Annotated in this window: 22 protein-coding genes; 11 read left to right on the top strand and 11 right to left on the bottom strand. The window is 60.1% G+C overall.

Features of this window, described 5'->3' with window-relative positions:
- Positions 1-136: 136 nt before the first annotated feature.
- The 3 genes from WDZ78_RS01575 to WDZ78_RS01565 all read right to left on the bottom strand — a co-directional run bounded on the left by WDZ78_RS01575 (position 137) and on the right by WDZ78_RS01565 (position 3,601).
- Positions 137-1,735 (bottom strand): ABC transporter substrate-binding protein, encoded by a 1,599-nt coding sequence (locus WDZ78_RS01575; RefSeq protein WP_425672125.1) that lies wholly within the window; start codon positions 1,733-1,735, stop codon positions 137-139.
- 81 nt (positions 1,736-1,816) lie between these two features.
- Positions 1,817-2,446, bottom strand: coding sequence for an SGNH/GDSL hydrolase family protein (locus WDZ78_RS01570; protein WP_425672124.1), 630 nt, complete (start codon positions 2,444-2,446; stop codon positions 1,817-1,819).
- Positions 2,447-2,452: 6 nt separating this feature from the next.
- A complete protein-coding gene (locus tag WDZ78_RS01565) occupies positions 2,453-3,601 on the bottom strand; it encodes a mandelate racemase family protein (protein ID WP_003506947.1) in 1,149 nt (382 codons plus the stop codon).
- 435 nt (positions 3,602-4,036) lie between these two features.
- On the opposite strand from WDZ78_RS01565, the gene WDZ78_RS01560 reads away from it, so the two are divergent.
- Positions 4,037-5,065, top strand: a complete 1,029-nt coding sequence (locus WDZ78_RS01560; protein WP_425672123.1) for an LLM class flavin-dependent oxidoreductase — start codon at positions 4,037-4,039, stop codon at positions 5,063-5,065.
- A gap of 72 nt (positions 5,066-5,137) precedes the next feature.
- Here the strand turns inward: WDZ78_RS01560 and WDZ78_RS01555 are convergent, their stop codons facing one another.
- Entirely contained in the window at positions 5,138-6,445 is a 1,308-nt protein-coding gene (locus WDZ78_RS01555; RefSeq protein ID WP_425672122.1) for an NtaA/DmoA family FMN-dependent monooxygenase, read from the bottom strand.
- Between the two features lie 358 nt (positions 6,446-6,803).
- Here WDZ78_RS01555 and WDZ78_RS01550 point away from each other — a divergent pair, with 358 nt between their 5' ends.
- From WDZ78_RS01550 to WDZ78_RS01510, 9 genes are all read left to right on the top strand, one after another.
- On the top strand, positions 6,804-7,871 hold the full coding sequence (locus tag WDZ78_RS01550) for an ABC transporter substrate-binding protein (protein ID WP_425672121.1): 1,068 nt from the start codon (positions 6,804-6,806) through the stop codon (positions 7,869-7,871).
- Positions 7,872-7,878: 7 nt separating this feature from the next.
- Positions 7,879-8,775: an NAD(P)H-binding protein gene (locus WDZ78_RS01545; RefSeq protein WP_425672120.1), complete on the top strand. Its 897-nt coding sequence runs from the start codon at positions 7,879-7,881 to the stop codon at positions 8,773-8,775.
- Positions 8,766-9,950, top strand: a complete 1,185-nt coding sequence (locus tag WDZ78_RS01540; protein WP_425672119.1) for an LLM class flavin-dependent oxidoreductase — start codon at positions 8,766-8,768, stop codon at positions 9,948-9,950. The genes WDZ78_RS01545 and WDZ78_RS01540 overlap by 10 nt, the downstream gene beginning before the upstream one ends.
- A 91-nt stretch (positions 9,951-10,041) precedes the next feature.
- Positions 10,042-11,241: a M20 aminoacylase family protein gene (locus WDZ78_RS01535; RefSeq protein ID WP_425672118.1), complete on the top strand. Its 1,200-nt coding sequence runs from the start codon at positions 10,042-10,044 to the stop codon at positions 11,239-11,241.
- A gap of 35 nt (positions 11,242-11,276) precedes the next feature.
- Positions 11,277-12,866, top strand: coding sequence for an ABC transporter substrate-binding protein (locus WDZ78_RS01530; protein ID WP_425672117.1), 1,590 nt, complete (start codon positions 11,277-11,279; stop codon positions 12,864-12,866).
- Positions 12,832-13,212, top strand: coding sequence for a hypothetical protein (locus WDZ78_RS01525; RefSeq protein WP_425672116.1), 381 nt, complete (start codon positions 12,832-12,834; stop codon positions 13,210-13,212). The genes WDZ78_RS01530 and WDZ78_RS01525 overlap by 35 nt, the downstream gene beginning before the upstream one ends.
- Positions 13,213-13,307: 95 nt before the next feature.
- Positions 13,308-13,658 carry a DUF3088 domain-containing protein gene (locus WDZ78_RS01520; RefSeq protein ID WP_425672388.1) on the top strand — a complete coding sequence of 117 codons (351 nt, stop codon included), beginning with the start codon at positions 13,308-13,310 and terminating at the stop codon, positions 13,656-13,658.
- 40 nt (positions 13,659-13,698) lie between these two features.
- Positions 13,699-15,294 carry an ABC transporter substrate-binding protein gene (locus tag WDZ78_RS01515; RefSeq protein WP_425672115.1) on the top strand — a complete coding sequence of 532 codons (1,596 nt, stop codon included), beginning with the start codon at positions 13,699-13,701 and terminating at the stop codon, positions 15,292-15,294.
- A gap of 45 nt (positions 15,295-15,339) precedes the next feature.
- Positions 15,340-16,692, top strand: coding sequence for an LLM class flavin-dependent oxidoreductase (locus WDZ78_RS01510; RefSeq protein ID WP_425672114.1), 1,353 nt, complete (start codon positions 15,340-15,342; stop codon positions 16,690-16,692).
- Between the two features lie 16 nt (positions 16,693-16,708).
- On the opposite strand, the gene WDZ78_RS01505 is transcribed toward WDZ78_RS01510, so the two are convergent.
- The 7 genes from WDZ78_RS01505 to WDZ78_RS01475 form a co-directional block, all read right to left on the bottom strand.
- Entirely contained in the window at positions 16,709-17,680 is a 972-nt protein-coding gene (locus WDZ78_RS01505; protein WP_020012014.1) for a LysR substrate-binding domain-containing protein, read from the bottom strand.
- A gap of 37 nt (positions 17,681-17,717) precedes the next feature.
- Positions 17,718-18,956: an acyl-CoA dehydrogenase family protein gene (locus WDZ78_RS01500; RefSeq protein ID WP_425672113.1), complete on the bottom strand. Its 1,239-nt coding sequence runs from the start codon at positions 18,954-18,956 to the stop codon at positions 17,718-17,720.
- 71 nt (positions 18,957-19,027) lie between these two features.
- Positions 19,028-20,083: an aldo/keto reductase gene (locus WDZ78_RS01495; RefSeq protein WP_425672112.1), complete on the bottom strand. Its 1,056-nt coding sequence runs from the start codon at positions 20,081-20,083 to the stop codon at positions 19,028-19,030.
- Between the two features lie 18 nt (positions 20,084-20,101).
- A complete protein-coding gene (locus tag WDZ78_RS01490) occupies positions 20,102-21,037 on the bottom strand; it encodes an ABC transporter ATP-binding protein (protein WP_026363991.1) in 936 nt (311 codons plus the stop codon).
- The gene (locus tag WDZ78_RS01485; protein ID WP_020012010.1) at positions 21,015-22,013 is read right to left on the bottom strand and encodes an ABC transporter ATP-binding protein; all 999 of its coding nucleotides are present in this window, start codon (positions 22,011-22,013) and stop codon (positions 21,015-21,017) included. The genes WDZ78_RS01490 and WDZ78_RS01485 overlap by 23 nt, the downstream gene beginning before the upstream one ends.
- On the bottom strand, positions 22,010-23,005 hold the full coding sequence (locus WDZ78_RS01480) for an ABC transporter permease (RefSeq protein WP_425672111.1): 996 nt from the start codon (positions 23,003-23,005) through the stop codon (positions 22,010-22,012). The genes WDZ78_RS01485 and WDZ78_RS01480 overlap by 4 nt, the downstream gene beginning before the upstream one ends.
- Positions 23,002-23,991 carry an ABC transporter permease gene (locus WDZ78_RS01475; RefSeq protein WP_425672110.1) on the bottom strand — a complete coding sequence of 330 codons (990 nt, stop codon included), beginning with the start codon at positions 23,989-23,991 and terminating at the stop codon, positions 23,002-23,004. The genes WDZ78_RS01480 and WDZ78_RS01475 overlap by 4 nt, the downstream gene beginning before the upstream one ends.
- A 271-nt stretch (positions 23,992-24,262) precedes the next feature.
- Between WDZ78_RS01475 and WDZ78_RS01470 the strand changes: the two genes are divergently transcribed.
- The gene (locus WDZ78_RS01470; RefSeq protein WP_425672109.1) at positions 24,263-25,870 is read left to right on the top strand and encodes an ABC transporter substrate-binding protein; all 1,608 of its coding nucleotides are present in this window, start codon (positions 24,263-24,265) and stop codon (positions 25,868-25,870) included.
- Positions 25,871-25,905: the final 35 nt, after the last annotated feature.

Here is a 25,905-nt window from a genome sequence, read left to right as displayed (position 1 = left end):
CCGTCATGCTCGGGCTTGTCCCGAGCATCTACAACCGAGCGATTTTACGATACGTGGTTGGATCCTCGGGACGAGCCCGAGGATGACGTGGCGTGTGAGGGAGGATTTCCGATAGTCTCGGAAATCCAGTTGGAGGTCACCGCTCCTTGCTCACTTCTTCAAAGCGCGAGAGCCAGGGGCTGACGATCATGCCCTTGATATCGCTGCGGAAGGCGGCGGTGTCGATGACTTCGGAGAAGGGCTGGATGGACATCACGATCTCGTCCATATAGGCCTGCAGGTTCTCATAAAGCTTCGTCTGTTTCGCCACGTCGCGCTCGACCAGCGCTTCCTCAATCATCTTGTTCAGCTTCTCATCGAAGAAACTGGTGCGCCAGCTCTGATAATTGGTGAGCTTGGCGTCATCGGCATTGTTGGGGTTATAGGCGATCGAGCGCAGGTTGTTGTCCGGATGCGGCTGCTGGCCGCCGCCGCCGCGGCCAAGCAGCAGTTCGAAATTCCGCTCGCGCATCGCGCCGTAAATCTGGTCGCCGGAACCGCTGATCAACTCGGCCTGAATGCCGGCCTGGGCCAGCGTGTTCTGGATCGCCGTTGCCGCCTTCATGAAGGGATCTTCCGAAAGAACGCGCAGCGTGGTCTTGAAACCATTGGGATAACCAGCCTCGGCCAGAAGCGCCTTGGCTTTTTCGACATCGAGCTTGTAGCCTTGATCGGGCAGCGCGCCCATGACACCGGTGCTGAGAGAACGCTGGTGCAGCTTGCCGTAATATGGCATGACCGCCTTGTCGAGGCCGTCGTAATCGATCAGGTAACGCAAGGCCTCGCGCACCTTCTTGTTCGCGAATTTCTCATCCTTCATCGAAACGCTGAGGTAATAAAAACCGGAGCCGGGCGTGGATTCGATGGTGACGGCCTTGTCGGCCTCAAGCGATTTCAGGTCCGGGGCCTGCAGGGAGTAGGCAACGTCGATATCGCCCTTTTCCAACATAAGCCGCTGCGACTGCGATTCCGGCAGATGGCGCATGAGGATGCGTTTCATCTTGGCCTTGTCACCCCAATAATCGTCGTTGCGGGTGAGGATGATATATTCGTTGGACTTCCATTGGGTGAGCTTGAAGGGACCGGAACCGGCGGAATTCAGCGTCAGCCATGCGCCGCCGAGATCGCCGTCCTTTTCATTGGCAAGCGCAGTCTGGCTGTCGATGATCGAGCCCGGACCATTCTGTGCAAGAATCATCAGCAGCAGATTGGGATCATCGGGCTTTGGAATATTGAGCACGAAGGTCTGGTCGTTTTCGGCAACGAAGAGCTTGTCGGCCTCTTCCAGCTTGAAACCGCGCGTTTTGAGGAAAGACGATTGCGCCAGATTGCGGGCGAGCAGCCGCTTCAGGCTCCACGCTACGTCCTTTGCCGTTACGGCGTTGCCGGAGGCGAATTTGGCGTCGCCGCGCAGGTGGAAACGGATCGATTTCCGGTCCTCGGCGATCTCCCAGCGTTCGGCAAGGCGGGGCTGGACGCTGCGATCTTCAGGGGAAAGCACGACCAGCGTGTCATAAACGTTGTTGAGAACCTGCACGGTCTCGCGGCCGGTAATGGCGGCGGGATCAAGGGTCAGGATGTTGCTCATGGTCGTGGCGACGATGAGCTGGTCTTTCGGCGTTTCGGCGAAAACACTGAGCGGCATCGCGCCGATCAGCAGGGCGCCAAGCGCTGCGGTTGCAAGAAAATGTTTCATTTTTCCTCCCAATACGGCCGGTTCATACGGCCTTTCCACGTTTTGATCCACGCGCCTGGTTCCTCCACAGGTGTCGCATGATCAGCCAAGAATCTCTCTGACCGGGTCTGCGAGCGCCCGACCGATTGCGGCCGTTGCCGGCGCATCCAGATGCACGCCATCCACCGGTGAGGCGCTGGCGACCGATCCGGCATCGAAGAAGTGATGCCCCAGTTCGGCGGCGAGTTTGCGGTAAAGCGGCGCAAGCCGTAGCGATTGCGCGATATCCCGCCCGCCGGCCGGCTCTTCGCCAGGACCTGCAACGCAGGGCGGCGGGGCGACGATCAGCAGTTTCGGCACTGCCTCGCGCGGTTTGTAGATGAAGGTCTCGACGATCTGCGCCAGTCGCCGCATACCGGCAACCGCCGCTTCCGCGCGTCCGCCATGCACCGGTTTGATGTCGTTGGTGCCGAGCATGATGATGACGAGATCGAGCGGCATATGGCACGACAGCGCGACTTCAAGCGCCCGCGCGCCATTGCGGCAGGCGGGGCCGGTATGATCGTCATAACAGGTGGTGCGCCCGCCAAGGCCCTCGGGGTGAACCTTCGCCTTTCCCGCGAGCTCTGCCTCCAGTACCTCCGGCCAGCGGTGTTCGGCCGGGTGCCGGAGGCCCGTTGCCGGGTCTGCGCCCCAGGTGAGGCTGTCTCCGAAGGCGAGCACGGTTTTCATCGCCCGTTACCTCACCCGGTTGTTGTCGATGAAGGTAAAATCGATGTCCTCGCCAAGGCCCGGCCGATCAGGGACATGCACGAAGCCGTCGCGATCCATCGGGTCGGACAGTGACTTCAGATAATCGTGGCCGTCATCATATTCGAGGAAGGGGTGCAGCAGGCCACGCTCGTACCAGCGGCAATTCTTGGTGGCGGCGACAACGTGCAGGTTCATGGCCGTGTTGCCATGCACTTCGCATTCCATGCCGAAAGCCTCGGCCAGATGCATGGTCTTCAGCGCCGGGGTGATGCCGCCGACATCGTTGACGCCGGTGCGCAGAATATCGCAGGCACCGGCCTTGATCCATTCTGCCCGATGCCAATGCTTGCCGGCCGCACTTTCAGGGCCGACGACGGGAATATCGAGATTGTCGGAGAGCCACTTGTAGGAGGACAGCGACTGCTCATCCATCGGCTCTTCGATCCAGTCGAAGCCGAGTTTTTCGAGACCGCGCCCGAGAGCCAGCGCGTCGGTGCGGGAATACCAGTGGAAGGCGTCGATCATCAGCCGAATATCAGGGCCGACCGCCTCGCGCACGGCCGCGCAGGCCTTGAGATCCATCTTAACATCCGGCGCCCAGCTTACTGGCGGCATCCAGGTGTGCAGCTTGATGCCCTTGTAGCCACGCTTCACCAACGTTTCGGCAAAGCGGCCATAGTCTTCCGGCGTTGCCAGTCCGCCTTCCAGCTCGTCGCCGCACATGATGGAGCCATAGGCCAGCACCTTGTCGCGATAACCGCCGATCAACTTGTATACAGGTTGCCCGAGCGAGCGGCCGGCAAGGTCCCACAGCGCGCAATCCACCACCGCCAGCGTGCGGTCCGTCAGCTGTGCGGCCGAACCGCGCTGCCAGTGGGCAAGGTCCTGCCACAGCCGTTCCCGGTCGCGATGATCCTCACCGATCAGGACTTTCTTGACGAATTTTTCAATGACATGCGGGCGAACGATCTCCGGCGCGGTGAAGGAATGACCTTCCTGACCATCTTCCGTGCGGATGGTCAGCATGGCCTGTTCCACCTGATGCGCCGGACCCGGATGCGCGTGGCCGGCACTGTCCGAGTGCCGACGGGTCGTCGTGCGGAAAACACGGACCTCGACGTCGGTGATGATCATAATTCCTCCCTCATGCAGGTATGGCAGCGTTTGCAGCTGCTGCAATGTCATACATGTATGCGCTATTTGTCAACATGTATGATAATCTGTATTACATGTTGTCACAGGAAATCAAGGCCATTTGCGCATGGTGTTGCACAGGGCTTCGGTGTGAGAGGGCGGTGCGGGGGAGATTTTGTCTCTTCGCAGAAGAAAATCTGACGGGACGCGTGGGCGCGGCCTATGCCTACCGAATTAATCCATAATTTTAGTAGACTATTGAATCGCGCAATGATCTTTCAACAATGACCGGGACTATAAACGAACATGCCGTGCCAGCCGTGCCTGTCGTCATGCATTCTGCGTGAGCATGCGTCGCATTGAGCTGCTGTCCCGCAACAAGGATGGTTGCATCTGCGGCGCTGAGCTTCAACACTCATTTCCGGATGCACAACCATGCCTCTTTCCCATATCTCCCATTTCGCCTTTCTCGTTCCCGGCAATTATCAGGACAACGATCCGGCGCAGGGGCTGGAAGAAACCCTGCAGCTTTTCGAAGTCGGGGAGGCGCTGGGTTATCACAGCGCCTGGGTTCGCCAGCGCCACCTGGAACGGGGTGTTTCCTCGGCGGCCACTTTCCTTGCGGCGGCATCGCAGCGCACCAGCAGGATCGGACTGGGCACCGCCGTCATTCAGCTTGGTTACGAAAACCCCTTCAGGCTGGCGGAAGATCTGGCCACTGTGGATGTGCTGTCGCGTGGGCGGCTGAATGTCGGGGTTTCCGTTGGCGCACCACCCTTCGCCCATCTCATTTCTGACTATGTCGATACGGCGCCCGATGCCGATTACGGCCACGCCCGCGCCGAAAAGCTGGCGAGGGCCCTGAGATCGGAACCGCTGTCCAGCGAGACGGAAGCGGGCAATGCGGCCGGTGCGCAGGTGCCGCGCCTGCGGCCAGTCGCCGAAGGGTTGTCGGATCGGTTATGGTATGGCGGCGGATCGCAGAATTCCGCTCGCTGGGCGGGCAAGGCAGGGTTCAATCTTCTAACGGGCAATATCGTCAGCGGCGAAAATACCGATGATTTTCTGATTGCCCAGGCTGCTCTCGTTGCTCGCTTCCGGCAGGAATGGGCGCATGAGCGTCAACCGCGTGTCGCTCTTGGCCGCGTGATCCTGCCGACGGATAGCGCCAGCCCCGCGACCCGCCGCCGTTACGAGGAATTCGCCGCCGAGCGCGACAAGCGTACGACCACGGCGCATGGCGCGCGCCGCACGCTTTTCCTGCCCGATATCGTTGGGACGACGGACGAAATTCTGGAGAAACTGTCGCGTGATCCCGTTCTGCCGCTCGTCTCGGAGTTCCGTCTTGAACTACCCTATGAGTTCCAGCCGGAAGATTATCGCCAGATCGTCACGGATTTCGCTTCCGTCCTGCCGCAGCTTTCCGGCGGGCGGCCTGTTTTGAAAGTGGTGACGGGCCAATAATTTCCCGCTTCCGCCATTCCAGCTTTCAGGGGAGCGGTGGACGTGTGGCGCTTCACCTGCGCCACATCCTATTCAGTCGGGATAGGGCAGGCCATAGCGGTCGCGTATCGTCGCGCCTTCGTATTCGCGCGGATAAACGCCGCGATCCTGCAGCACCGGCACGACCTTTTCGACAAATTCAGCAATATCGTCTGGCGCACGCGGCGGCTGCAGGGTGTAGCCGTCCACCGTGCCATCCTGCCAGAGATCGATGATGCCGTCCGCCACATCTTCCGGTGTGCCGAGCAGCAAACGGTGGTGTCCCTCAGAACGACGCACGGCCTCGCGGGCTGTGAGCTTTTCGTGGGTCAGCAGATCGGAAAGGCCAAGCCCCATGCCCACCGCCCATTGGCGGTTCTGGTCCGGGATGAAGCGTTCTGCATCGAGTTTCGCATCGGGGTTGAAGTCGCGAAGATCGATGCCGTTTTCCCTGGCGAAACGCGCCAGCAGACCGTCTTCCGAACCGGCTCCACTGTATAGTTCGTGTTTGCGCAACGCTTCTTCCCGGGTCTCGCCGAGAATGACGACAAGACCCGGCACGATGCGGATGCCGGAGGGATCGCGGCCGAGAGAGGCAGCGCGGTCGCGGACCTTTTTGCCGAAGGCCTGGCCCGCCGGCCGGGACAATATGTTGCAATAGATGATCTCACCATGGCGTGCGGCGAGATCGATGCCGCCTTCGGAGGCGCCGGCCTGCGCAATGACGGGATGCCCCTGCGGTCCGCGTGGAACGTTGAGCGGGCCTTTTACATGGAAATATTGCCCCTCGTGATCGATGGTTTCGGCCGTCGCCGCATCCCAGAAACGCTCTTCAGGTACCTCGCCTTCGCGGCGCGGATCCCAGCTCGACCACAGTTTTTTCGCAACATCGAGAAATTCGGTGGCCTTGGCATATCTCTCGTTGCGCGGCGGCAGCGGGTCATTGCCGAAATTGGCGGCGACATTGGGATTGAAAGAGGAGACGATATTGACGATCAGCCGTCCGCCGGTGACGAGATCGATGGACTGGGTTCGTCTGGCAAAGTTGTAGGGCGAATTATAGGTGGAGGATACCGTTGCCACAAAGCCGATATCCGGCACCTGCGCGGCAAGCGATGTCGAGAGAATGAGCGGATCGATGGTGTGAAACGGCCGGCTTGCCGGGTCGGTCAGCAATGCGGGATGGTCAGAAAGGAAAACGGCGTCAAACCGGCCTTTGTGGGCCAGTTCCGTCAGCCGCCGGTAATAGCCGATCTCGTTGATGTCGTGCCGATTTCCGCTCCTGTATTTCCAGGCGTTAGCGAGATATCCGGTCGTGTTGATGCCGACATTGAGATTGAGCCGGCGTTTGGTCTTGCTCATGCTTTTACTTTTTCTTCTCGATCTGCTGGGATTTCCGGCCCTGGCCGGCGCAATTGCGTGAAAGCGTAACAGCCGGGCTTCGGGCCGCGAGTTAAAAATCCTTGCTGCTCGGAGAAGAAAAACTTTCATCAGTAGCGGCGCCCAAGCCGCGGTCGACGTAAGGAGCAGATAGAGGCGCGGTTGGCGATCCGACCCGAAATCCGGCCACTATCGAAAGGATATTCCGTTATCCCGGTGTGGAAGTGACAAGATGGAAACGAATTTCCTCAATCGCGCCTGAAATAGTACACTTTATCTATAGAAAATATCTTGTGGCGTGTAGCGTGCCGTTCAGATCGAAATTTCGAGGATGAACGCCATGGCTGATGCAGCCCTTCGCCAGATAACCCAACCGGTAACCGTGTGGTATACACGCTGCCCGGCGCCCACCCCGCTCTCCATCGCGGCGCAACTCGGCTGGATTGAGGACAGTTTCGCCACCCATGGCATCTCCGTTTCCTCCATTCGCGATGCGGCCGATCCGGCCATTCGCCAGAGCCATTTTGACCATCGTCTGGACTGGTCCTTCCGTCAGGGCGGCAATATCCCGCCGATCTGGGCGAAATCCGGTGGCCGGAAAACCCGGCTGGTGGGGCTGACGAGAACCGATGAGTTTCAGGCCGTCATTGCTTTGCCTGCAAGCGGGATAAGCAAGGGCAGCGACCTGAAGGGGCGGCGCATCGGTTTGCCGAAGCGCCCGAACGAAACCATCGATTTCCAGCGCGCCACATCGCTCAAGGGCATCGTGTCTGCGCTGACGGTCTCGGGTCTTTCCGTCAAGGAGGTCGAGCTTGTCGATCTCACCGCTAAAGAACCGGTGCTGCTCGGCCCGGCGGATGAGCGGTTTCACGGTCTGCGCCGTCGGCTTCCCTATGGCGAAGAAATTGCAGCGCTGTACCGGGGCCAGATCGATGCGTTTTTCGTCAAGGGAGCGGAAGGCGTCACCGTCGCCAATCTCATCGGTGCGCAGGTCGTCGTATCGACGGGCTTTCACCCTGATCCGAAAATCCGCATCAACAACGGCACGCCCCGCCCCTTGACCGTGGACGCCACCTTTGCCGATGAGCGGCCCGATCTGGTGACGGAGCTGGTGGCTACGGTTCAGCGTGTCGCCCAATGGGCGAATGACTATCCGGCGGAAGCCGTGCGTTTCATCGCCCGCGAGATCGGCGTCAGCGAGGAGGCGGTGATTGCCGCGAATGGCACGGATGTGCATCGCAATCTGAGGCTCGATCTCGATCCGGCCGAACTGGATGCGCTCAGCCACTTCAAGGATTTCCTGCTGGAATGGAAATTCATCCCCGAAGATTTCGATGTGCAGGAATGGGCTGATCCCCGCGCGCTTTCTTTACTGCAAGACGCCACGCAACACAGCGCCGGAAAGTGAGGGAGCCATGGCATCCACCATTCTTGTGACAGGTGCAACCGGCAGGCTCGGGCGACGGGTCGTCAGCCGTCTTTTGCAAAGTCAGGCAGAGGTTCGCGTGCTGGCCCGCCGGCGAGAGGGCGCGCTGAAGCTCTGGGGCGACAGGGTCGATATTTCGGAAGGCAATTTTTCCGATCCGGCCAGCCTGAAGGAGGCGGCGCGGGGAATAGACCGGTTGTTCCTGCTTTCCCCTATCGGAGAGACGCTCGCGGCAGACCAGAAGGCGGTCATCGATGCCGCTCTTTCCGCCGGCGTATCGCGGATCGTGAAAATATCCGGTTCCGACTGGACCATTAAAAATGCTGCGCGCTCCATTTCGGGGGCGGCCCATAGGGAGGTGGAACAGCATCTGGCTGCTAGCGGCATCGCGCATGCGGTGCTGCGACCGAACGCCTGGATGCAGGTTGCACTGGAGCCCGTTGTCGCCGCGCTGCGCAAGGGGGAGGATGTGCCCGCCCGCTTTGGCGATGCGGCCGTCTCCTTCATTGATGCCGACGATATTGCCGACGTTGCGGTTCACTCCCTGACATCAAGCGCGCTGGTTTCAGGTACTTTTGTGCTGACCGGCAGCGAAGCCCTGACGGCGCTGGAAATCGCCCGCATCGCGGCGCGTATCCTGCATCGCCCTGTCGGCATTTCGCATCATGCCGCCCCGGCCTTTTCGCCCCCTATCAGCGCCTTTGAACAGAGGGCGATCGGTGAGTTCGGAGAGCTCATCCGCGAAGGTCTCGCGGCATCTGTCACCGATACCATCCACCAGATTACGGGCCGTCTACCCCGCGGCATCGAAGATTATCTGCGCGCCCGGCTGGCGACGACCGCCCCGCAGGGCGAAAATTCCGAGGGAGAAAAGACATGGCGCTGACCGTTCCATTGCCCGAAGGTCCCGAGCTGAAAGGTCTTGAACTGAAAAGCCCGGCCGATTTTGAAGACAGCCCGCTCAGCCGCGCGGTAAAGCAGCCGCTGATGCTGGGCCTGTTCCTCAATCTGCAGGACATCAATTTCTCCAGCCTGCCGACCAGCAACAGCTGGACCTTCGATTACAACGTCGAACTGGTGAAGCGTGCGGAAGAGCTTGGTTTCGAAATTGCTTTCAGCCGAACGCAGTGGCTGCCCAAGGGTGGTTATGACGGCGAATCCTCGCTTGACAGCTTCATCGCGCTCGGCGCCATGGCGGCGGTCACGAAGAGCATTTTGCTGATCTCCACCATCCATGTTCTCTATGGGCCTCTGCATCCGTTGCATCTCGCCAAATATGGCGCGACGCTGGACCACATTGCTAGAGGACGATGGGGCATCAACATCGTCACCGGCCACCGCGCCGTTGAGCATGAAATGTTCGGCTGGCAGCGGATCGACCACGACAAGCGTTACGACATGGCCGGCGAATTGTTCGATGTGCTTCATCGCCTGTGGGGCGAAACCGAAAATTTCTCCTATGAAGGCAAGCTCAATCCCTGGGCGATCAACAATGGCTGGATCACGCCGAAACCCGCCTTCGGCCGCCCGCCGCTGGTGACGGCGACCGGTTCGCCCGCTGGCATCGATTTCGCGGCGCGTCACTCCGATCTGGTTTTCGTCACCTCGCCCGGCGGTGCGCATATAGACAGTGCGCTGGAAACGCTTCCCGATCATGTCGTCACCATCAAGAACCGCGCCAAAGCCTATGGCCGGCAGGTGAAGACACTCATCAACCCGATCATCGTCAGCCGCGACACGGAGAAAGAAGCGATCGCCTATGCCGACGCCATCGAAGCGGGAAAACCGCAGCCCGGCACGCGCGCCTTCGCCACCAATAATTACGACAGCGACGCGCATGCCTGGCGCGGCCGCGGCGATATGCGCCACAAGCAGGGCCGCAATCTCGGCGGCAATATCGAAATCATCGGTTCGCCGGAGCAGGTGGTCGAGCAGCTTGTCGGTCTGAAAAAGGCGGGGATCGATGGCGTTCAGCTCAATTTCTACGATTTCCGCGAAGACCTCGACTATTTCGCCGAGCGCATTCTGCCCTTGATGAAGGAGGCTGGCCTGAGGCTCTGACGTCTTTCCAGCCCTGATTTTCCATATCCGAAGCCAACCCTTCGCAATCGCCCGATTGCGAAAACGATATTTTTTGCCCTGAGGAGATACCGTGAATATCGCCGTCGATCCCATCAAAACGCCCGCTCCTGAAATCCTTGATCGGATCGGGACCTATGTTCCCGAACTCGTCTCCATCCGCCACGATCTGCACCAGCATCCCGAAATCGGTTTCGAGGAGGTGCGTACTTCCGGCATCGTCGCCGAAAAGCTCGCTTCATGGGGCATCGAGGTACATCGCGGTTATGGCAAGACCGGCGTGGTCGGTGTGCTGCGCGGCCGGCATGCGGGCAACCGCTCCATCGGGCTGCGGGCCGATATGGATGCCCTGCCGATGCCGGAGGAAACCGGTCTGCCCTATGCGTCCGTCTATCCAGGCAAGTTCCACGGCTGCGGGCATGATGTGCATACCACCATCCTGCTCGGCACCGCCCGCTATCTGGCGGAAACCCGCGATTTTGCCGGCACAGTGGTGTTCATTTTCCAACCGGCCGAAGAGGGGCTGGGCGGTGCGCGCGCCATGATTGCCGACGGGCTGTTCAAGGATTTTCCCGTTGACGAGATTTACGGGCTGCACAATTCCACCCATGCCGCGCCCAATCACCTGAAAGTTTCGCCGGGCACCATTCTGGCAGGAGCGGATTTCTTCGATATCCGGTTGAAGGGCAGGGGCGCTCACGCTGCGCATCCCGATGTCTCGCGCGATCCGGTGCCGGCGACGGGTGAGCTTATCCAGGCGCTGCAGACCATTGTCAGCCGAAACGTGTCGCCGACCGATCCTGCCGTGCTTTCGATCACGCGTATCGAGGCGGGATCAGCCTATAACGTCATTCCCGAAACGGCCGCGATTGCCGGAACCGTGCGGGCCTTTTCCGACAGCGTGCGCGAAACCATAAGACAGCGCATCCGCACCATCTCGGATCATATTGCCGCCGCCCATGGCCTCACCGCCGAGGTGGATATTCGCGACATATTCTCGGTCCTGACCAATGATGACGCATCGGTGGATGTCGTCGCCGACGTGGCGCGCGAGGTTTTGGGAGATGAGCGCGTTTCCACGGAACCCGGCCGCTTCATGGGCAGCGAGGATTTCGCCGATCTCCTGAAACACGCACCCGGCGCGTTTTTCACGCTTGGCCATTCCGGCACCGTGCCCGCCCATAATCCCGGTTTCATCGTTGACGACGACATCCTGCCCGTCGGCGCCACCTTGTTTGCCCGGCTGGTGGAGACCCGGCTGAAGGCTGCCTGAAAATTTTAAAAACAAATCTGCAAGAGGAAACATCCATGGATATTACAAGACGTAAGACATTGCTTCTGAGTGCTGCCCTTGCCGGGGTCGTGCTGCTGCCGTCCTTGCCGGTGCTGGCGGCGGAAACGCCGAAGAAAGGCGGGATCGTTACCCTTGCAGGCCTTGGCGAGCCGACGACGCTGGTGCCGCTTTCCGATTCCAACACACGAACCCGCGCCATCTCCACGAAAATCCTCGAAGGACTGGTGCGGTTCGACAGCGAGTTCAAACCGCATCCGGTTCTGGCCGAAAGCTGGGAAACTTCCGACGACGGGCTGCGCTACACTTTCAAGCTGCGCAAGGGCGTCAAATGGCATGACGGCAAGGATTTCACGTCGCAGGACGTCAAATTTTCCCTGCTGGCCTTCAAGAAGGTTGGCCCGCGCGGACGCATCACCTTTGCCAATGTTGCCGATATCGAAACGCCCGACCCGCTGACGGCCGTGGTGGTGCTTTCCAAACCCGCACCCTATCTCTTGAGGGCGCTGACGGGCGGCGAAACGCCCATTCTGCCGGCCCATGCCTATGCTTCAGAAAACTACAATGAGAGCCCGAACGGCAATGCGCCCGTTGGCACCGGCCCCTTCGTGTTTGAGGAATGGAAACGCGGCAGCTTTGTGAAGCTGAAGAAGAACCCGAACTACTGGCAGGCCGATCTGCCCTATCTCGACGGTTTCGTGGCGCGCTTCGTCGCCGATGCGGCCTCCACCACCATTTCGGTCGAAACCGGTGAGGCGGATTACACCGCCGATGTCTCCTACAGCGATCTGGAGCGGTTGCGGCAAAATCCGAAACTTGCGGTGGAGGTCTATACCGACGCCTATCTCAACAACGCCGCCATATTCGAGTTCAATCTGGAGAACCCGATCCTCGCGAAGAAGGAAGTCCGCCACGCGCTGGCCCATGCCATCGATCGCGATTTCATCAACGATGCCATCTTCTTCGGTACGGCCAAACCAGCCGGTTCAAACATCCCCGCGGTTTTCGCCGCCTATAATAACGAAAAGCCTTTCACCTATCCCTTTGATCTCGCCAAAGCGAACGAGTTGCTGGACAAGGCGGGTTATCCGAAGGGCGCGGATGGCACCCGCTTTTCGCTGCGGCTCGCCTTCCTGCCGTCAGACGTCTTTCGCAAAACCTCCGAATATCTGCGTTCCTCCTTCGGTAAGCTCGGCGTGAAGGTGGATATCGTTGAAGGCGATCTCGCCACCTTCATCAAGCGCGTTTACACTGAACGCGGTTTTGACCTGACGGTGAACGGCATCAGCCGACTGTTCGATCCGACCGCGGGCGTGCAGCGCCTCTATTGGTCCGACGGCATCAAGAAACCCGCGCCCTATGTCAATGCCGCCCACTACAACAACCCCAGGGTGGACGATCTTTTCCGTGCCGCTGCGATTGAAGTGGATGAAACGAAACGGGCGGGGCAGTTCCACGACATCCAGAAAATCACCGGCGACGAATTGCCGAATTTCTCTATCGTCGCCCTGCCGACCGTCATTCTGCGCAACACCAGCCTCCGGTCCCTCGTGACGACCATCGACATTGCCTATGGCGATCTGTCTACGGCGTGGAAAAGCGAGTGAGGGAGAAAATCTGACGATCCGGCGGAGCGAGAGTGATGACGAACTTTCCTCCACGTTCGACGTCATCCTCGGTGTTGCACCGAGGATCTGCCACGGCATCCTAATCTTGTCGATTGCAGATGCTCGGGGCAGGCCCGAGCATGACGAAGGAGAGGTTTTTCCCTCACTGTCAGCCAATATTAACCCGGCAATTTTGCCGGGTTTTTTATTGTCGAAATCCACCCTCGATCCTTTTTTTGCCTTCGCGCAGCAACGCCGTTTTCGGGAAAAACGTTGCGTGCGGCAAGGTCTGGCCGGAACAGTGATGCCTGTTATCGGAGCTCTAAAAAATCAAATTCTTCAATAATTTAGCGCGAAGGAATTCTTCGTTTCAAAGCAAGAATAGCTTTCTGGACCTCTGCTTTTCCCGCCGGCACTGTGTTCATGAAATCTCACCCGCAAATGATGGATGCCATGGCCAAGGATACGCTTTTTTTGATCGCTCCCGGTTTCGAAGACCCCAAGCACCCCGGTGTCCGGTTCGTCTGCCCGCATTGTAACCAGATCGAAGGACTGCTTGCCGCCTTTCCGGACCTTGCCGCTGGCATCGATATCCACCGAGTCGGTTTTCAGCGCCCGCGCGAGGCGGTCATCGCCGCCGTGGGGGAGGAAAACCAGTCGCTGCCGGTACTCATCTTTGCTGGCGATGCACCCGGTGACGCGACCGCAAGGGGCGACACGCACTTCATTCAGGACACCAAACGTATTTTGCAAATCCTCGCCGAGCGCCACGGGTTCCCGCAGCTGCATTGAGCTGCCGCACCTCGCATATCGGATTTTTTCGGAGACAGACATGACCTTTTCCCGACGCCAGTTTCATAAAATTACACTCGCCGCCGGCGCATTCGTGGCGCTTCCGGGCGGTTCTTTCGCTGCCGCCGAAGAGCCGGTTTCGGGCGGCACGCTCAAGATCGTTTATTTTCCCGAGCCGACCCAGCTCGTGGCGATCAATACCAGCGCTGGCGGCCCGCAGTTCATCGGGTCGAAGATTTACGACGGGCTTTTGACCTATGATTACGAGCTTTCGCCCAAGCCGAGCCTTGCCAGGGAATGGAGCGTTTCGGCCGACGGGCTGGAATATGTCTTCCACCTGCAGCCGAAGGCGAAGTTTCATGACGGCAAACCGGTGACATCGGCGGATGTGGAATTTTCCATCCTGCGGCTGAAGGAGGCCCATCCGCGTGGCCGGGCGACTTTCGCAAATGTCGAGAGCGTCGATACCTCCGATCCGCTTGTTGCGAAGGTGAAACTTTCCAAGCCGGCGCCGGGCCTGATTACGGCGCTCGCCTCCTCGGAATCGCCTGTTGTGCCGAAGCACATCTTCGAGACCTTCAAGCCAACCGACAATCCGAAGCCGGCGCAGATCATCGGCAGCGGTCCCTTTGTGCTGAAGGAATGGGTGCCGGGCAGCCATATTCTGCTGGAGAAAAATGCTGATTACTGGGATGCGCCGCGCCCTTATCTCGACCGCGTCATCATCCGCCTCATCAATGATGCGGGCGCGCGCGCTGCGGCGCTGGAAACCGGGGAAGGCGACATTGGCCCCAACCCCGTCGCTCTTGCCGACCTGGAACGGCTGAAATCCATCCCGACGCTGAAAGTGGATGACCGCATCTATGCCTATGCCGGCCAGCAGAACCAGCTGGTGATCAATCTTGAGAACGAATATCTGAAGGAATTGAAGGTCAGGCAGGCCATCGCCCATGCCATTGATGTGCCGGCCCTTATCGATACCGTGCTCTACGGTTATGCCGTGCCGTCGCCGTCGCCGATCAGCCCCGGCCTTGCGAAGTTCCACAATCCGGATATCGGTTTTGCCAAATTCGACGTCGCGCTGGCGGAAAAACTGCTGGATGAGGCGGGCTTTCCGCGCAAGGACGGCGGCAAGCGCTTCAAGCTCAGGGTCACCACCAACCCGTTCAACCCGCAGACCTATTCGGATTTCATCGCACAGGCGCTTTCGAAGATCGGTATCGAGGCGGATATCCAGAAGTTCGATTTCGGCACCTATGTGAAGGTGGTTTATACCGACCGCGCCTGGGATCTTTCGGTGGAATCCCTCTCCAATACCTTCGATCCGACGGCCGGCGTGCAGCGCGTCTACTGGAGCAAGAACTTCAAGATAGGCCTGCCGTTCTCCAATGCCAGCCATTACTCCAATCCGGAAGTGGACAGGTTGCTGGAGGCGGCGGCGGTGGAGCCTGACATCGAGAAGCGCGCCGCCTTCTTCAAGGAATTTCAGGCCGTTGTCGCCAAGGATCTTCCCGTCATCAATCTGGTCTCACCCATCCAGCCGGTCGTCGGCAGCGTTCGCATCAAGGATTATGCGACCGGGGCGGAGGGGCTGAGCGGCAATCTCGCCAAGGCCTGGGTGACGAAGGAGGCGTGAGCCTCCTCACCTTTCAGTTCGTAGAGCGAAGAAGAGGTCATTTCCATGAGCAGAAAATCCGAAAAGCTGGTTCTCAATGCGTTCATCTATCCGGGCGGACATCATGAAGCAGCCTGGCGCCACCCCGATTCGGAGCCCCACCGCGTCACCGACATAAAGCTCTATCAGGATATCGCCCGCAAGGCCGAGGCGGCAAAGCTGGACGCCATCTTCTTTGCCGATGCGCCGGTGCTGGACGCCAATATTCGCTATGCCGCCCGCCACCGGCTGGAGCCGATCACCATGCTGGCGGCTCTGGCCGCCGTCACCGAAAAGATAGGCTTCATCGCCACGGCGTCCACTACCTATTACGAGCCGTATAATCTTGCCCGGCTGTTCGCTTCGGTCGATCATATCAGCGGCGGCCGCGTGGGCTGGAACATCGTGACGACCTCGGCGGATGCGGCGGCCGGCAACTTTAACCTCCAGAAGCATCCGCCGCATGCCGATCGATACCGTCAGGCTATTGAATTTGTCGACGTGGTGACGAAGCTCTGGGATAGCTGGGAAGATGACGCCATCGTCGCAGACAAGGAGAGCGGTCTGTTTGCCGAGACCGACCGCATCCATCCCGCCAATCATGACGGCGAATTTTACCAGGTGCGCGGCGCGCTGAATGTGCCCCGTTCACCGCAGGGGCGGCCGGTTTACGTCCAGGCCGGCTCCTCGGAGGAAGGGCGCGGCTTTGCCGCCCATTATGCCGAGGCGATCTTTACCGCGCATCAGACTTTGGAGAGTGCGCGGTCTTTTTATTCCGATATCAAGCGGCGGGTCGCGGCCACCGGACGCAACCCCGCCCATGTGAAAATCCTGCCGGGTATCAGCCCCTTCATCGCTTCCACGGAAGAGGAGGCGCGCAAGCTGGAGGCTTCCTTCAACGATCTCATCCAGCCGGCCTTTTCGCTCAAGCAATTGCAGCGCATCACCGGCATAGATCTCTCCTCCGCCGATCTCGACAAGCCTTTGCCGAAAGAGGCCGTGGAAGCGACGCGGGCGCAGGCGGACAGCAGCCGCCATCAGCTGGTTCTCGATGTCATCGACAGGGAAAATCCGACGATCCGGCAATTGCTGCACCGGCTTGCCGGCGGGCGCGGCCACAAGGTGATTTCGGGAACGCCGGAACAGGTGGCGGACTGGATAGAGAACTGGTTCCGCGAAGGCGCTGCCGACGGTTTCAACATCATGCCGCCCTGGCTGAACGGTGGGTTTGACATCTTCGTGGATGAGGTGGTGCCAATCCTGAAACGGCGCGGTCTGTTCCGCGAGGAATATGAGGGTGATACGCTGCGTGATCACTATGGCCTGCCCCGGCCGGAAAACATTTACGCGGCAAGAGAGTTGCAAAGGGAACGCGCCTGAGGTGGGACGGGCGTGTTCAGGCGGCGGCCTCAAGAGAGCGCATATCCTCGCGCAACAAAGCGAGTAGAGATGCAACCTCCGGCAGCCGCCGCCTGTCAGGACTGGTCAACAGGTGATAACGGCTGGCGGTCGGTTGCGGCGTGCCAAAGGGGGCGATCAGCCGCCCGGTTTTCAGGTCTTCGGAAATCAGCGAGTGACGCACAAGACCAATGCCGTGGCCGGATGAAATCGCTTCTATCAGTGCGGTCTGGCGTGAAAAACGCGGACCCGTCGCCGAAAGCCGGAGTGGAATGCGGCAGGCGCGAAGCCAGTTTGCCCATTCGAATGCCGGGTCCAGGCCATTGCCGCGCAGCATAGCAAAGCCGAGTTCCCGCAACCGCTCCGGTTCGCCTGCAAGCCCATGGCGGGTCGCGAAATCCGTCGTGCAGACGGCGCTGACCGTATCGGTGAAAAGTGGCTCATGGATGAAACCGGGAATTTGCACCGGGGTAGCGACGATCGCGCAATCGGCATCGAAATGGGTGAGGTCGATGGCTTCACCATCAAGGGATTCGATGGAAAGCTCGACGTCTCCCAGCGCCGGAACGATATTTCCTAGCCGCGGTGCCAGCCAGCGGGCGGCAAAGCAGCCCTCGGCCAGAACCTTCAGCTGCGGTCGGGCGTTCGAAACCATCAGGTCGGAAAGGCTGCCGATCATGGTCTCGAAGGCATCTGCAAGGCCGGGATAAAGCGCGCTGCCAGCGTCAGTCAACAGCAACTCACCGCGCTGGCGGCTGAAAAGCGGCTGACCGAGATGGGTTTCGAGAATGCGGACCTGCTGGCCGATGGCAGCGGTCGAAACATGCAGTTCCTCCGCCGCCCGCGAAAAGCTGGCGTGGCGGGCGGCCACGACAAAGGCGCGCAAGGCCGTCAGCGGCGGCAGCCGGGAAAGTGTCGGCAGGCGAAAAGCCGTCCGGCTCCCGGCGGGAGCGACAAACTCCGTTCTCATTGCTAATTCTCCATTGCCGCCTGTATCCTCCGCATGGTCAGAATACCCGGCCTTCCCTAAGGTGCGTCGTGGTGCCGTTGAGGTAATAGTCACCGATCACGCGAGCCTTGTGGGCAAGCGGATTGTGGTTGTAGACCGTGCGGATGTTGCGCCAGTGACGGTCGAAATTCCGCTCGCTTGACGTTGCCGAGCCACCACCGAGTTCGTAGAGATTGGTGGCGACCGTCAGCGAAAGCTGCGAGGCGATGATCTGGGTGCGGGCGGTGGCGAGCGAACCCTCAAGCAAAGCCGCTTCTATCGCCTCTTCGTCGCCGCTGGCGAAGGCTGCGGCGGTCCGGTCGAGCGTTCTTGCCGCCTCGCGGATCAGGGTCTTGACCGCGAAAGCGCCGGCGCTGATTTCGCCGAGCATCTTCTGCACGAAGGGATCCTGATTGGCTGTTTCCGCGCTGCTGTGGAGCGTGGTGCGCGCCTGCCGCAAGACATAATCGACGCCGTCCTTGAGCGCACCCTGAACCGCGCCGGCGGCGGAGGCGGCGAGATGCAGCTGCCGCATGGCCGAGCTGTGGCGGCCGATCTGGCTGCCGAGCTTGCGGGTCGTCAACTCATGCGGCAGCACTTCGACATTCTCAAGCAGGACGCCGCCGCTCGCCGTCATGCGCTGGCCCATGCTGTCCCAGTCATCGAGAATGGTGATGCCGGTGCGATCAAGCGGAATGAGCACGCCGATCGGCTGGCCGTCGTCACCGATGGCGCTGAAGGTGCCGAAATCGGCAAAGGCCGTGCCGGTCGCATACCATTTGCGGCCATTCAGGCGATAACGCTCGCCGTCGGCGCTGAGACGCGTGGTGATTTCACCGGGGCGCTTGGTGCCCTGTTCGGTGCTGGCGCCCGCGAAGAGCTTGCCGGCGAGAACATGTTCGAGATGCCGCCGGTCCTCCAGTTCGATGGGGGAGAGAGCGAGGTTCTCGGTGAAATTGAAATGGCTGCGAAGTGCGTGCGGAATATTGCTGTCGGCTTCGCCAAGGATCATCAGCACCTCGATGTAGTCCGCAATCGAGCCGCCCGGTCCGCCCTTGGCTTCGGGAACACGCAGCGTGCCGATCTTCGCCTCCTTGATAAGGGCGAAGATGTCGAAGGGAAGTTCCCGCTGGCGTTCGCGACGGGCGGCATCCTTTGCCGCAATAGCCGCAATGTCCTTTGCCCGGGCCAGAATTTCGTCCCGGCTCGGCACGCCGGCATTGTCGGTGGTGGTTGTCTGCAGTTTCGGATTGGACATTGCGCTTTTCCCTGAGCGGATGTGAGAGCCTGCGGCACGGTCGCGCCGCAGGCATGTTCGTCTGTGGACGATCAGGCGACTGCGCGCGGCTTCAGCGCCGGGCGGTGTGCCGGTTCGATATTGCGCGGCACGCGGCCTTCGACGGGATGGCTCGGATCGTTGAAACCGGGTGTGGAGGGATGGCCTGTCGTGACGAGGCTATCGACCAGCGCCTCATCTTCCGCATCGATCTTCACATCGAGGGCGCGAACGTAACCGTCCCAATGCTCCTCGGTGCGCGGGCCGGTGATCGCGGCAGTGACGAACTTGTTGTTCAGCACCCAGGCGAGCGCAAAATCCGCCGCCGAAACGCCCTTCGCTGCGGCGTGCGCCGCAACCTTCTGAGCGATTTCGACCGATTCCGGACGCCATTCCGTTTCCAGAACACGCTTGTCGCCACGGCCGACGCGGGTATCGGCGCCCGGCTGCTCGCCCGGCTGATATTTGCCCGTCAGCACACCACGCGCCAGCGGCGAATAGGAAACGACGCCAAGACCATAGTGATTGGCGGCCGGCAGCTGCTCGGCTTCCGCCGTGCGGTTGACGATGTTGTAGAGCGGCTGGCTGGCAACGGGCCGGTCGATGCCGAGCTGATCGGCCAGATGCGAAATTTCGGCGATACGCCAGCCCCGGAAGTTCGAAACGCCGAAATAGCGCAGCTTGCCGGCACGGATAAGATCGGCAATGGCGCGTACCGGCTCTTCCAGAGGCGCGTCGAAGACGGCGCGGTGGAAATAGAGGATATCGATATAGTCAGTGTTGAGACGACGCAGTGAGTTTTCGACGGTCTCGATCACCCACTTGCGCGAATGTCCGCCGAGGTTCGGACCCTTGGTATGGGAATTGACGAATTTCGTCGCCAGAACCCAGTGGTCGCGACTGGCCTTGATGCCGCGGCCGACAACTTCTTCCGACTTGCCGTCGTGATAGACATCGGCTGTGTCGATGAAATTGATGCCCTGCTCGCGCGCCTTGTCGATGATGCGGAAGGCCACGTCATCCGGCGTCGGGCCTCCGAACATCATCGTGCCGAGGCTCAGCGGTGAAACTTTCAGCGCGCTGCGTCCGAGATAGCGATAGTCGACCATTATGGTTGCTCCTTCAGTTTATTGGGTATGGTGGCAAGCCACGGCGTGGTTCTTGCCGAAAAGGGTGTAGTCCGGCGCTTTTTCGCGACAGAGATCGGTGGCGAGCGGGCAGCGGGTGTGAAACCGGCAGCCGGATGGCGGGTCGTGCGGGCTCGGCAGATCACCGGAAATGGGGGCTGCCTGCTTGCGGCGAGCGGGATCGGGAACGGCTGCGAGAAGCGCACGGGTATAGGGGTGTTTCGGCGACGCCCAGAGTTCCGATGTCGGTGCGCTTTCGACGATCTTGCCGAGATACATGACCAGCACGCGATCGGAAAAATAACGCACCACGGACAGATCGTGGGAAACGAAGAGATAGGAGAGCGAAAGCCGCTTCTTCATCTCCACCAGAAGGTTGAGAATCTGCGCCTGTATCGACAGATCGAGCGCCGAGACCGGCTCGTCGCAGACGACCAGTTCCGGCTCCAGAACGAGCGCGCGGGCAATGCCGATGCGCTGGCGCTGACCGCCGGAAAATTCATGCGGATAACGGTCGAGCGAATCCGCTGGCAGACCGACTTGCGTAACGATGGCTTCGACAATCTCCCGCTGGCGCGCCCGGTCGCCGATGCCATGCACCTTCAGCGGGCCGGTGAGGATGGTGCGCACCGTCTGGCGCGGGTTGAGCGAGGCGAAGGGGTCTTGAAAGATCATCTGGATGCGGCGACGGATGCCGCGCAGTTCGGACGATGTCATTGCCGTGACGTCGGCGCCCTTGAAGGTGATCCGGCCCGAAGACGGCTCGACCAGCCGCATCAGCGACTTGCCGAGCGAGGATTTGCCGCAGCCGGATTCACCCACGAGCGCCACGGTCTCGCCCGCTTCGATATTGAGCGAGACGTCATCGACGGCGCGCACGGTGCCGCGTCCGCCCGTGTAATGGGTGGACAGGCTATGCACTGACAAGAGCGTCATCGGATACTTCCTTGGATGTGGGAGCAACGAAGGGGCAGGCGGCGTAACGACCTTCCGAAATATGCCGCAGCGGCGGTACGAACTGCCCGCAGAAACCGCGGGCGCTCGGACAGCGTGGTCGGAAGGCGCAGCCGCGCTCCCCCGTGGCGGAAACGATGGAACCCGGAATTTCAATGAGCGGCCCGTCGCGATAATGCTGGCCATCTTCCGCGCGCGGAGAGGCCGCAAGCAGACCGCGCGTATAGGGATGGTAGGGGTTCGAGAAAACCGGTTCCGGCAATCCCTCCTCCACCTTGCGGCCGGCATACATGACCATCACCCGGTCGGCCCATTGGGCCACGATGCCGAGATCGTGGGTGATGAGGATGACGGCCATGTTGAGATCGCGGCGCAGATTGTCGAGCAGCTGGAGGATCTGCGCCTGTATCGTCACGTCGAGCGCGGTTGTCGCCTCGTCGGCGATCAGCAGTTTTGGATTGCAGGCGACGCCGATGGCGATCATGACGCGCTGGCGCATGCCGCCGGAAAGCTGATGCGGATAATCATCCACCCGGCGGCGGGCGTCGGGAATATTGACCAGTTCCAGAAGCTCGATTGCGCGTTTGCGCGCCTGATACCGGTCGATCCTTTCATGGATGCGCAGCACCTCGATGATCTGTTCGCCGACCGTCAGCACCGGGTTCAGCGACGTCATCGGTTCCTGAAAGATCATGCCGATATCGCGGCCGCGAATGCCGCGCCATTGCCGCTCGGAAAGCGGCAGAAGATCGCGGCCTTCGAGCAGAACCCGACCGCCCGTCTTGGCGTTTGATGGCAGGAGGCCGATCAGGCCGAGCGCCGTCAGGGATTTGCCGGAGCCGCTTTCGCCGACAATGGCCAGCATTTCACCCGGGCTGACGTCGAAACTGACGCCTTTTACAGGCTGGGCCGAGCCGAAGCTGACGGACAGATCATGGACTTCAATCAGTTTGCTCATCGGCGTTCCTCCGAAAAACGGGGGTTGAGCGCATCGTTGAGGCCGTCGCTGATGAGGTTCAGCGAAATGACGGTGAAGACGATGGCAAGGCCGGGAAGGGCGGTCAAGTACCAGGCGGTGCGGATGACATCGCGGCCGGAACCGATCATCGACCCCCAGGAGACGCGGTTGGGGTCGCCAAGCCCCATGAAGGAAAGGGCTGCTTCCATGAGGATCGCGCCCGCCACCATGACGGAGGACGTGACGATGATAGGCGGTAGCGCGTTGGGCAGGATTTCCTGAAAGACGATGCGCGCATGGCCGTAACCGAGGCTGCGGGCGGCGAGCACATAGTCCTTTTCGCGGATGGCGCGGAATTCCGCGCGGGTAAGGCGCGCCACCAGCGGCCAGGTGATGATGCCGATAGCCGATGTGACCGTGGTGACGGAGGGCTGAGCGATGGCGACGAGCACGACGAGCAGCACGAAATTCGGCAGGGTCTGGAAGATTTCGATCAGCTTCACGAGGATATCGTCGATGACACCGCCGAAGTAACCGGCGAAGGCGCCAACGGCGATGCCGATCGTCAGCCCGATCAGCGTCGCCACGACACTGACGGTGAGCGAGATACGCGCGCCGTGCACAATGCCGGCCAAAACATCCCGGCCCATGGAATCGGTGCCGAGCGGATAGGCGGCATTCTGGCCGGGCCAGAGGAACGGGCGGGCCACCATTTCCAGGGGATCACCCGGGTAGATCAAGGGGGCGATGAGTGCGGTGATGATGACGGTGGCGAGAAACAGCAGGCCGACGATGGCGTTGGGATTGGTGAGGAAAATCTTCAGTTCCCGCCGCAGGCCGCGCCGAGGCACGGAGACGGAGCGGGCCGAAAGTGCATCCGGCGCATGGATATAGGGCCAGACTTTTTCTTCCGGCTTTTTCGGTCTGGGATTGGTCTCTTCAGCGCCGAGTTCGGCCGTGTCGAGAACCGCTGACGTATGGGAGGAATTCATCGGCTTTCTCCGATGCGGGGGTCAAGCCATGCCTGCAACAGGTCCACGGCCGCATTGACGATGATGACGACGAGGGAAGAGAGCAGCAGAATGCCGAGCAGCACGCTGAAATCGCGCGCCATGACGGCTTCGAAAGCAAGACGGCCAAGGCCGGGCCAGCTGAAGACGGTTTCAACCACGACAGCGCCGCCGAGCAGGCCGCCAATGTGCATGCCGGCCATGGTGGTGATGGGGATGAGCGCGTTGCGCAGGATATGGCGTGTGGTGAGCCTGATCGGCGAAACGCCCTTGGCGCGGGCCGTGCGTACATAGTCCTGCGATTTCACTTCCAGCATCGCCGCACGGGTGAGGCGGGCATAGATGGCGAGAAAATAAAGCGCCAGCGACAGGGCAGGGAGAACGATATAGCGAAGCCTGTCGAGAAAGGCTGCAAAACCGGTAAGACTGCTGCCAATGGTGCTGTCACCGCCGGACGGAAGCCAGCCGAGCTTCACCGAAAAGGTCAGGATCAGCATCAGGCCGATCCAGAAGCCCGGCACGGAATAAAAGATCAGCGATCCGATCGAAATGATCCGGTCCGGCAGCTTGCCGGAAAACAGCGCCATGATGGAGCCGAGGAACACGCCGACGAAAATCGCAATACCAAGCGCCGCGCCCATCAGTGCGAGCGTGCCCGGCAGACGCTGGCCGATGAGATCGGCCACCGGCATGCCGTAACGGGGCGAAAAGCCGAGGCTGAACTGCGCGAGATTGCCGAGATAATTCATCAGCTGTTGCAGAACGGGCAGGTCCAGTCCGAAACGATTGCGGATTTCCGCCATGGTCTCGACCGTCGCCGAACCCGCTTCCGCCGCCAGCACATCGGCCGCATCACCCGGCGCGAGCTGTAGCAGGAAAAAGTTCAGAATGACGATACCGAGAACCGTCGGAATGGCCTGAATGGCCACCCGCCTCGCCTGCGATAAAATCCTTTTCGAATTCGACATCGGCTCCAGTCCGTAAGCGTGAAATCATGAAATCGGGCCCGTTGGGGTATTGGTATTAGTTGACTAATTTTATGGAATTTGTCAAAGAGTAATAGAATTATTTTCTGAAATTTACGGAAATAAGCGCCATAAAGAAAAGATAATTCCTATTTATGAGAATGGTTGGTTCTTCATGCCAAGCGCGCTCTCGTCTGCGGAACAAACTTCTTCCTAAGCGCAACTGTTGAGTTTTGCCGGTTTTTCGCCGGTTCAATCAAGGAGAGAGTATCGAATGACTGTTTTCAACCAGACAACGCGGCGTGGATTTCTGCTGGCGTCGGTGGCGCTTGGTGTGGTGTCGTTGCCGGGGCTGAAGCTGAAGGCTGCAGAGCCGGCCCGTGGCGGCACGGCCACCCTGCTCATCTCATCGGAGCCGCCGGTACTGACGACGATTGCGCACACGGCCTATAATTCCGTCTATATATCGCCCAAGGTCACCGAAGGGCTGCTGACCTATGATTTCGATCTCAATCCCAAACCGCTCCTGGCCAAATCATGGGATGTGAGCGCGGATGGCCTTCGTTACAGCTTCAAGCTTAGGCCCGGCGTGAAATGGCATGACGGCAAGCCCTTCACCTCCGCCGATGTGGCATTCTCCATCAATACCATCAAGGAAGTGCATCCGCGCGGTCGCAATACATTCCTGAATCTCACTGCTGTCGAGACGCCGGACGAACTGACGGCGGTTCTGGTTCTTTCCAAACCCGCACCGTACCTCATAACGGCGCTTGCGGCGGCCGAAACGCCAATCGTGCCGAAACATCTTTATGAGGGTACGAAGGTGACCGAAAATCCGGTCAATCTTGCACCCATCGGCACCGGACCCTTCAAATTCAAGGAGTGGGTGCGCGGCAGTCATATCGTTTTTGAGCGCAATGCCGATTATTGGGATGCGCCGCGTCCCTATCTCGACAAGCTCATCGTCCGCTTCATTCCTGACGCTTCTGCCCGCGCGATTGCCATTGAAACCGGCGAGATCGATCTCGCCCCCAGCACGCCGGTCGCCTATAGCGATCTCGACCGGCTGAAGGAACTGCCGAGCCTCGGCTTCGAGACCAATGGCTATCAATATACCAACTCGATCAGCCGCGTGGAATTCAACCTCGAAAAGGACGTGTTCAAGGATGTACGCGTTCGCCGCGCCTTCGCGCATGTGATTGACCGCAACGTCATCTTCAACACGGTTAATTACGGTTATGGCGCGACGATCACCGGCCCGATCAATCCGAAGCTGACGAAATGGTTCGTGGATGATCTGAAAACCTATCCGATCGATCTGAAGGCGGCGGAAGCGTTGCTGGATGAGGCCGGATACAAGCGCGGCGCGGATGGCATCCGTTTCAAGCTCAATCTGGATTATGTGCCGAGCACCGAAGCCTATCCGCGTGGTGCGGACTATATTCGCCAGGCGCTGGCGAAGGTCGGCGTGGATGTGACGGTGCGGACGCAGGATTTCGCCACCTATACCAAACGCATCTACACGGATCGCGATTTCGATTTTGCCTATGAGGGCATGAGCAATCTCTTCGATCCGACTGTCGGTGTGCAGCGGCTTTACTGGTCCAAGAACTTCAAGAAGGGCGTACCCTTCTCCAATGGTGCGGCTTACAGCAATCCCAAGGTGGATGCGCTGCTGGAGGCCGCAGCCATCGAGATCGATGCGGACAAGCGCGTCGCGCAATGGAAGGAAATCCAGCAGATTCTCGTCGATGATGTGCCGGCAATCGATATCGTCGCAGCACCCGAGATTACCATCTTCAACAAGCGCATTTCCGATCACACCATCGGCGCAGAAGGCGTGGCGGGAAGCCTCGCTTTCGCGCATATCGCCGCATCCTGATCGTTTCGCCAAACCCGGCTCGCCCTTTGGTGCGG

The organism is Agrobacterium sp. M50-1 (genome assembly GCF_049843495.1).
Classification (GTDB): domain Bacteria; phylum Pseudomonadota; class Alphaproteobacteria; order Rhizobiales; family Rhizobiaceae; genus Agrobacterium; species Agrobacterium radiobacter.
This window is presented reverse-complemented; position numbering and strand designations above follow the sequence as displayed.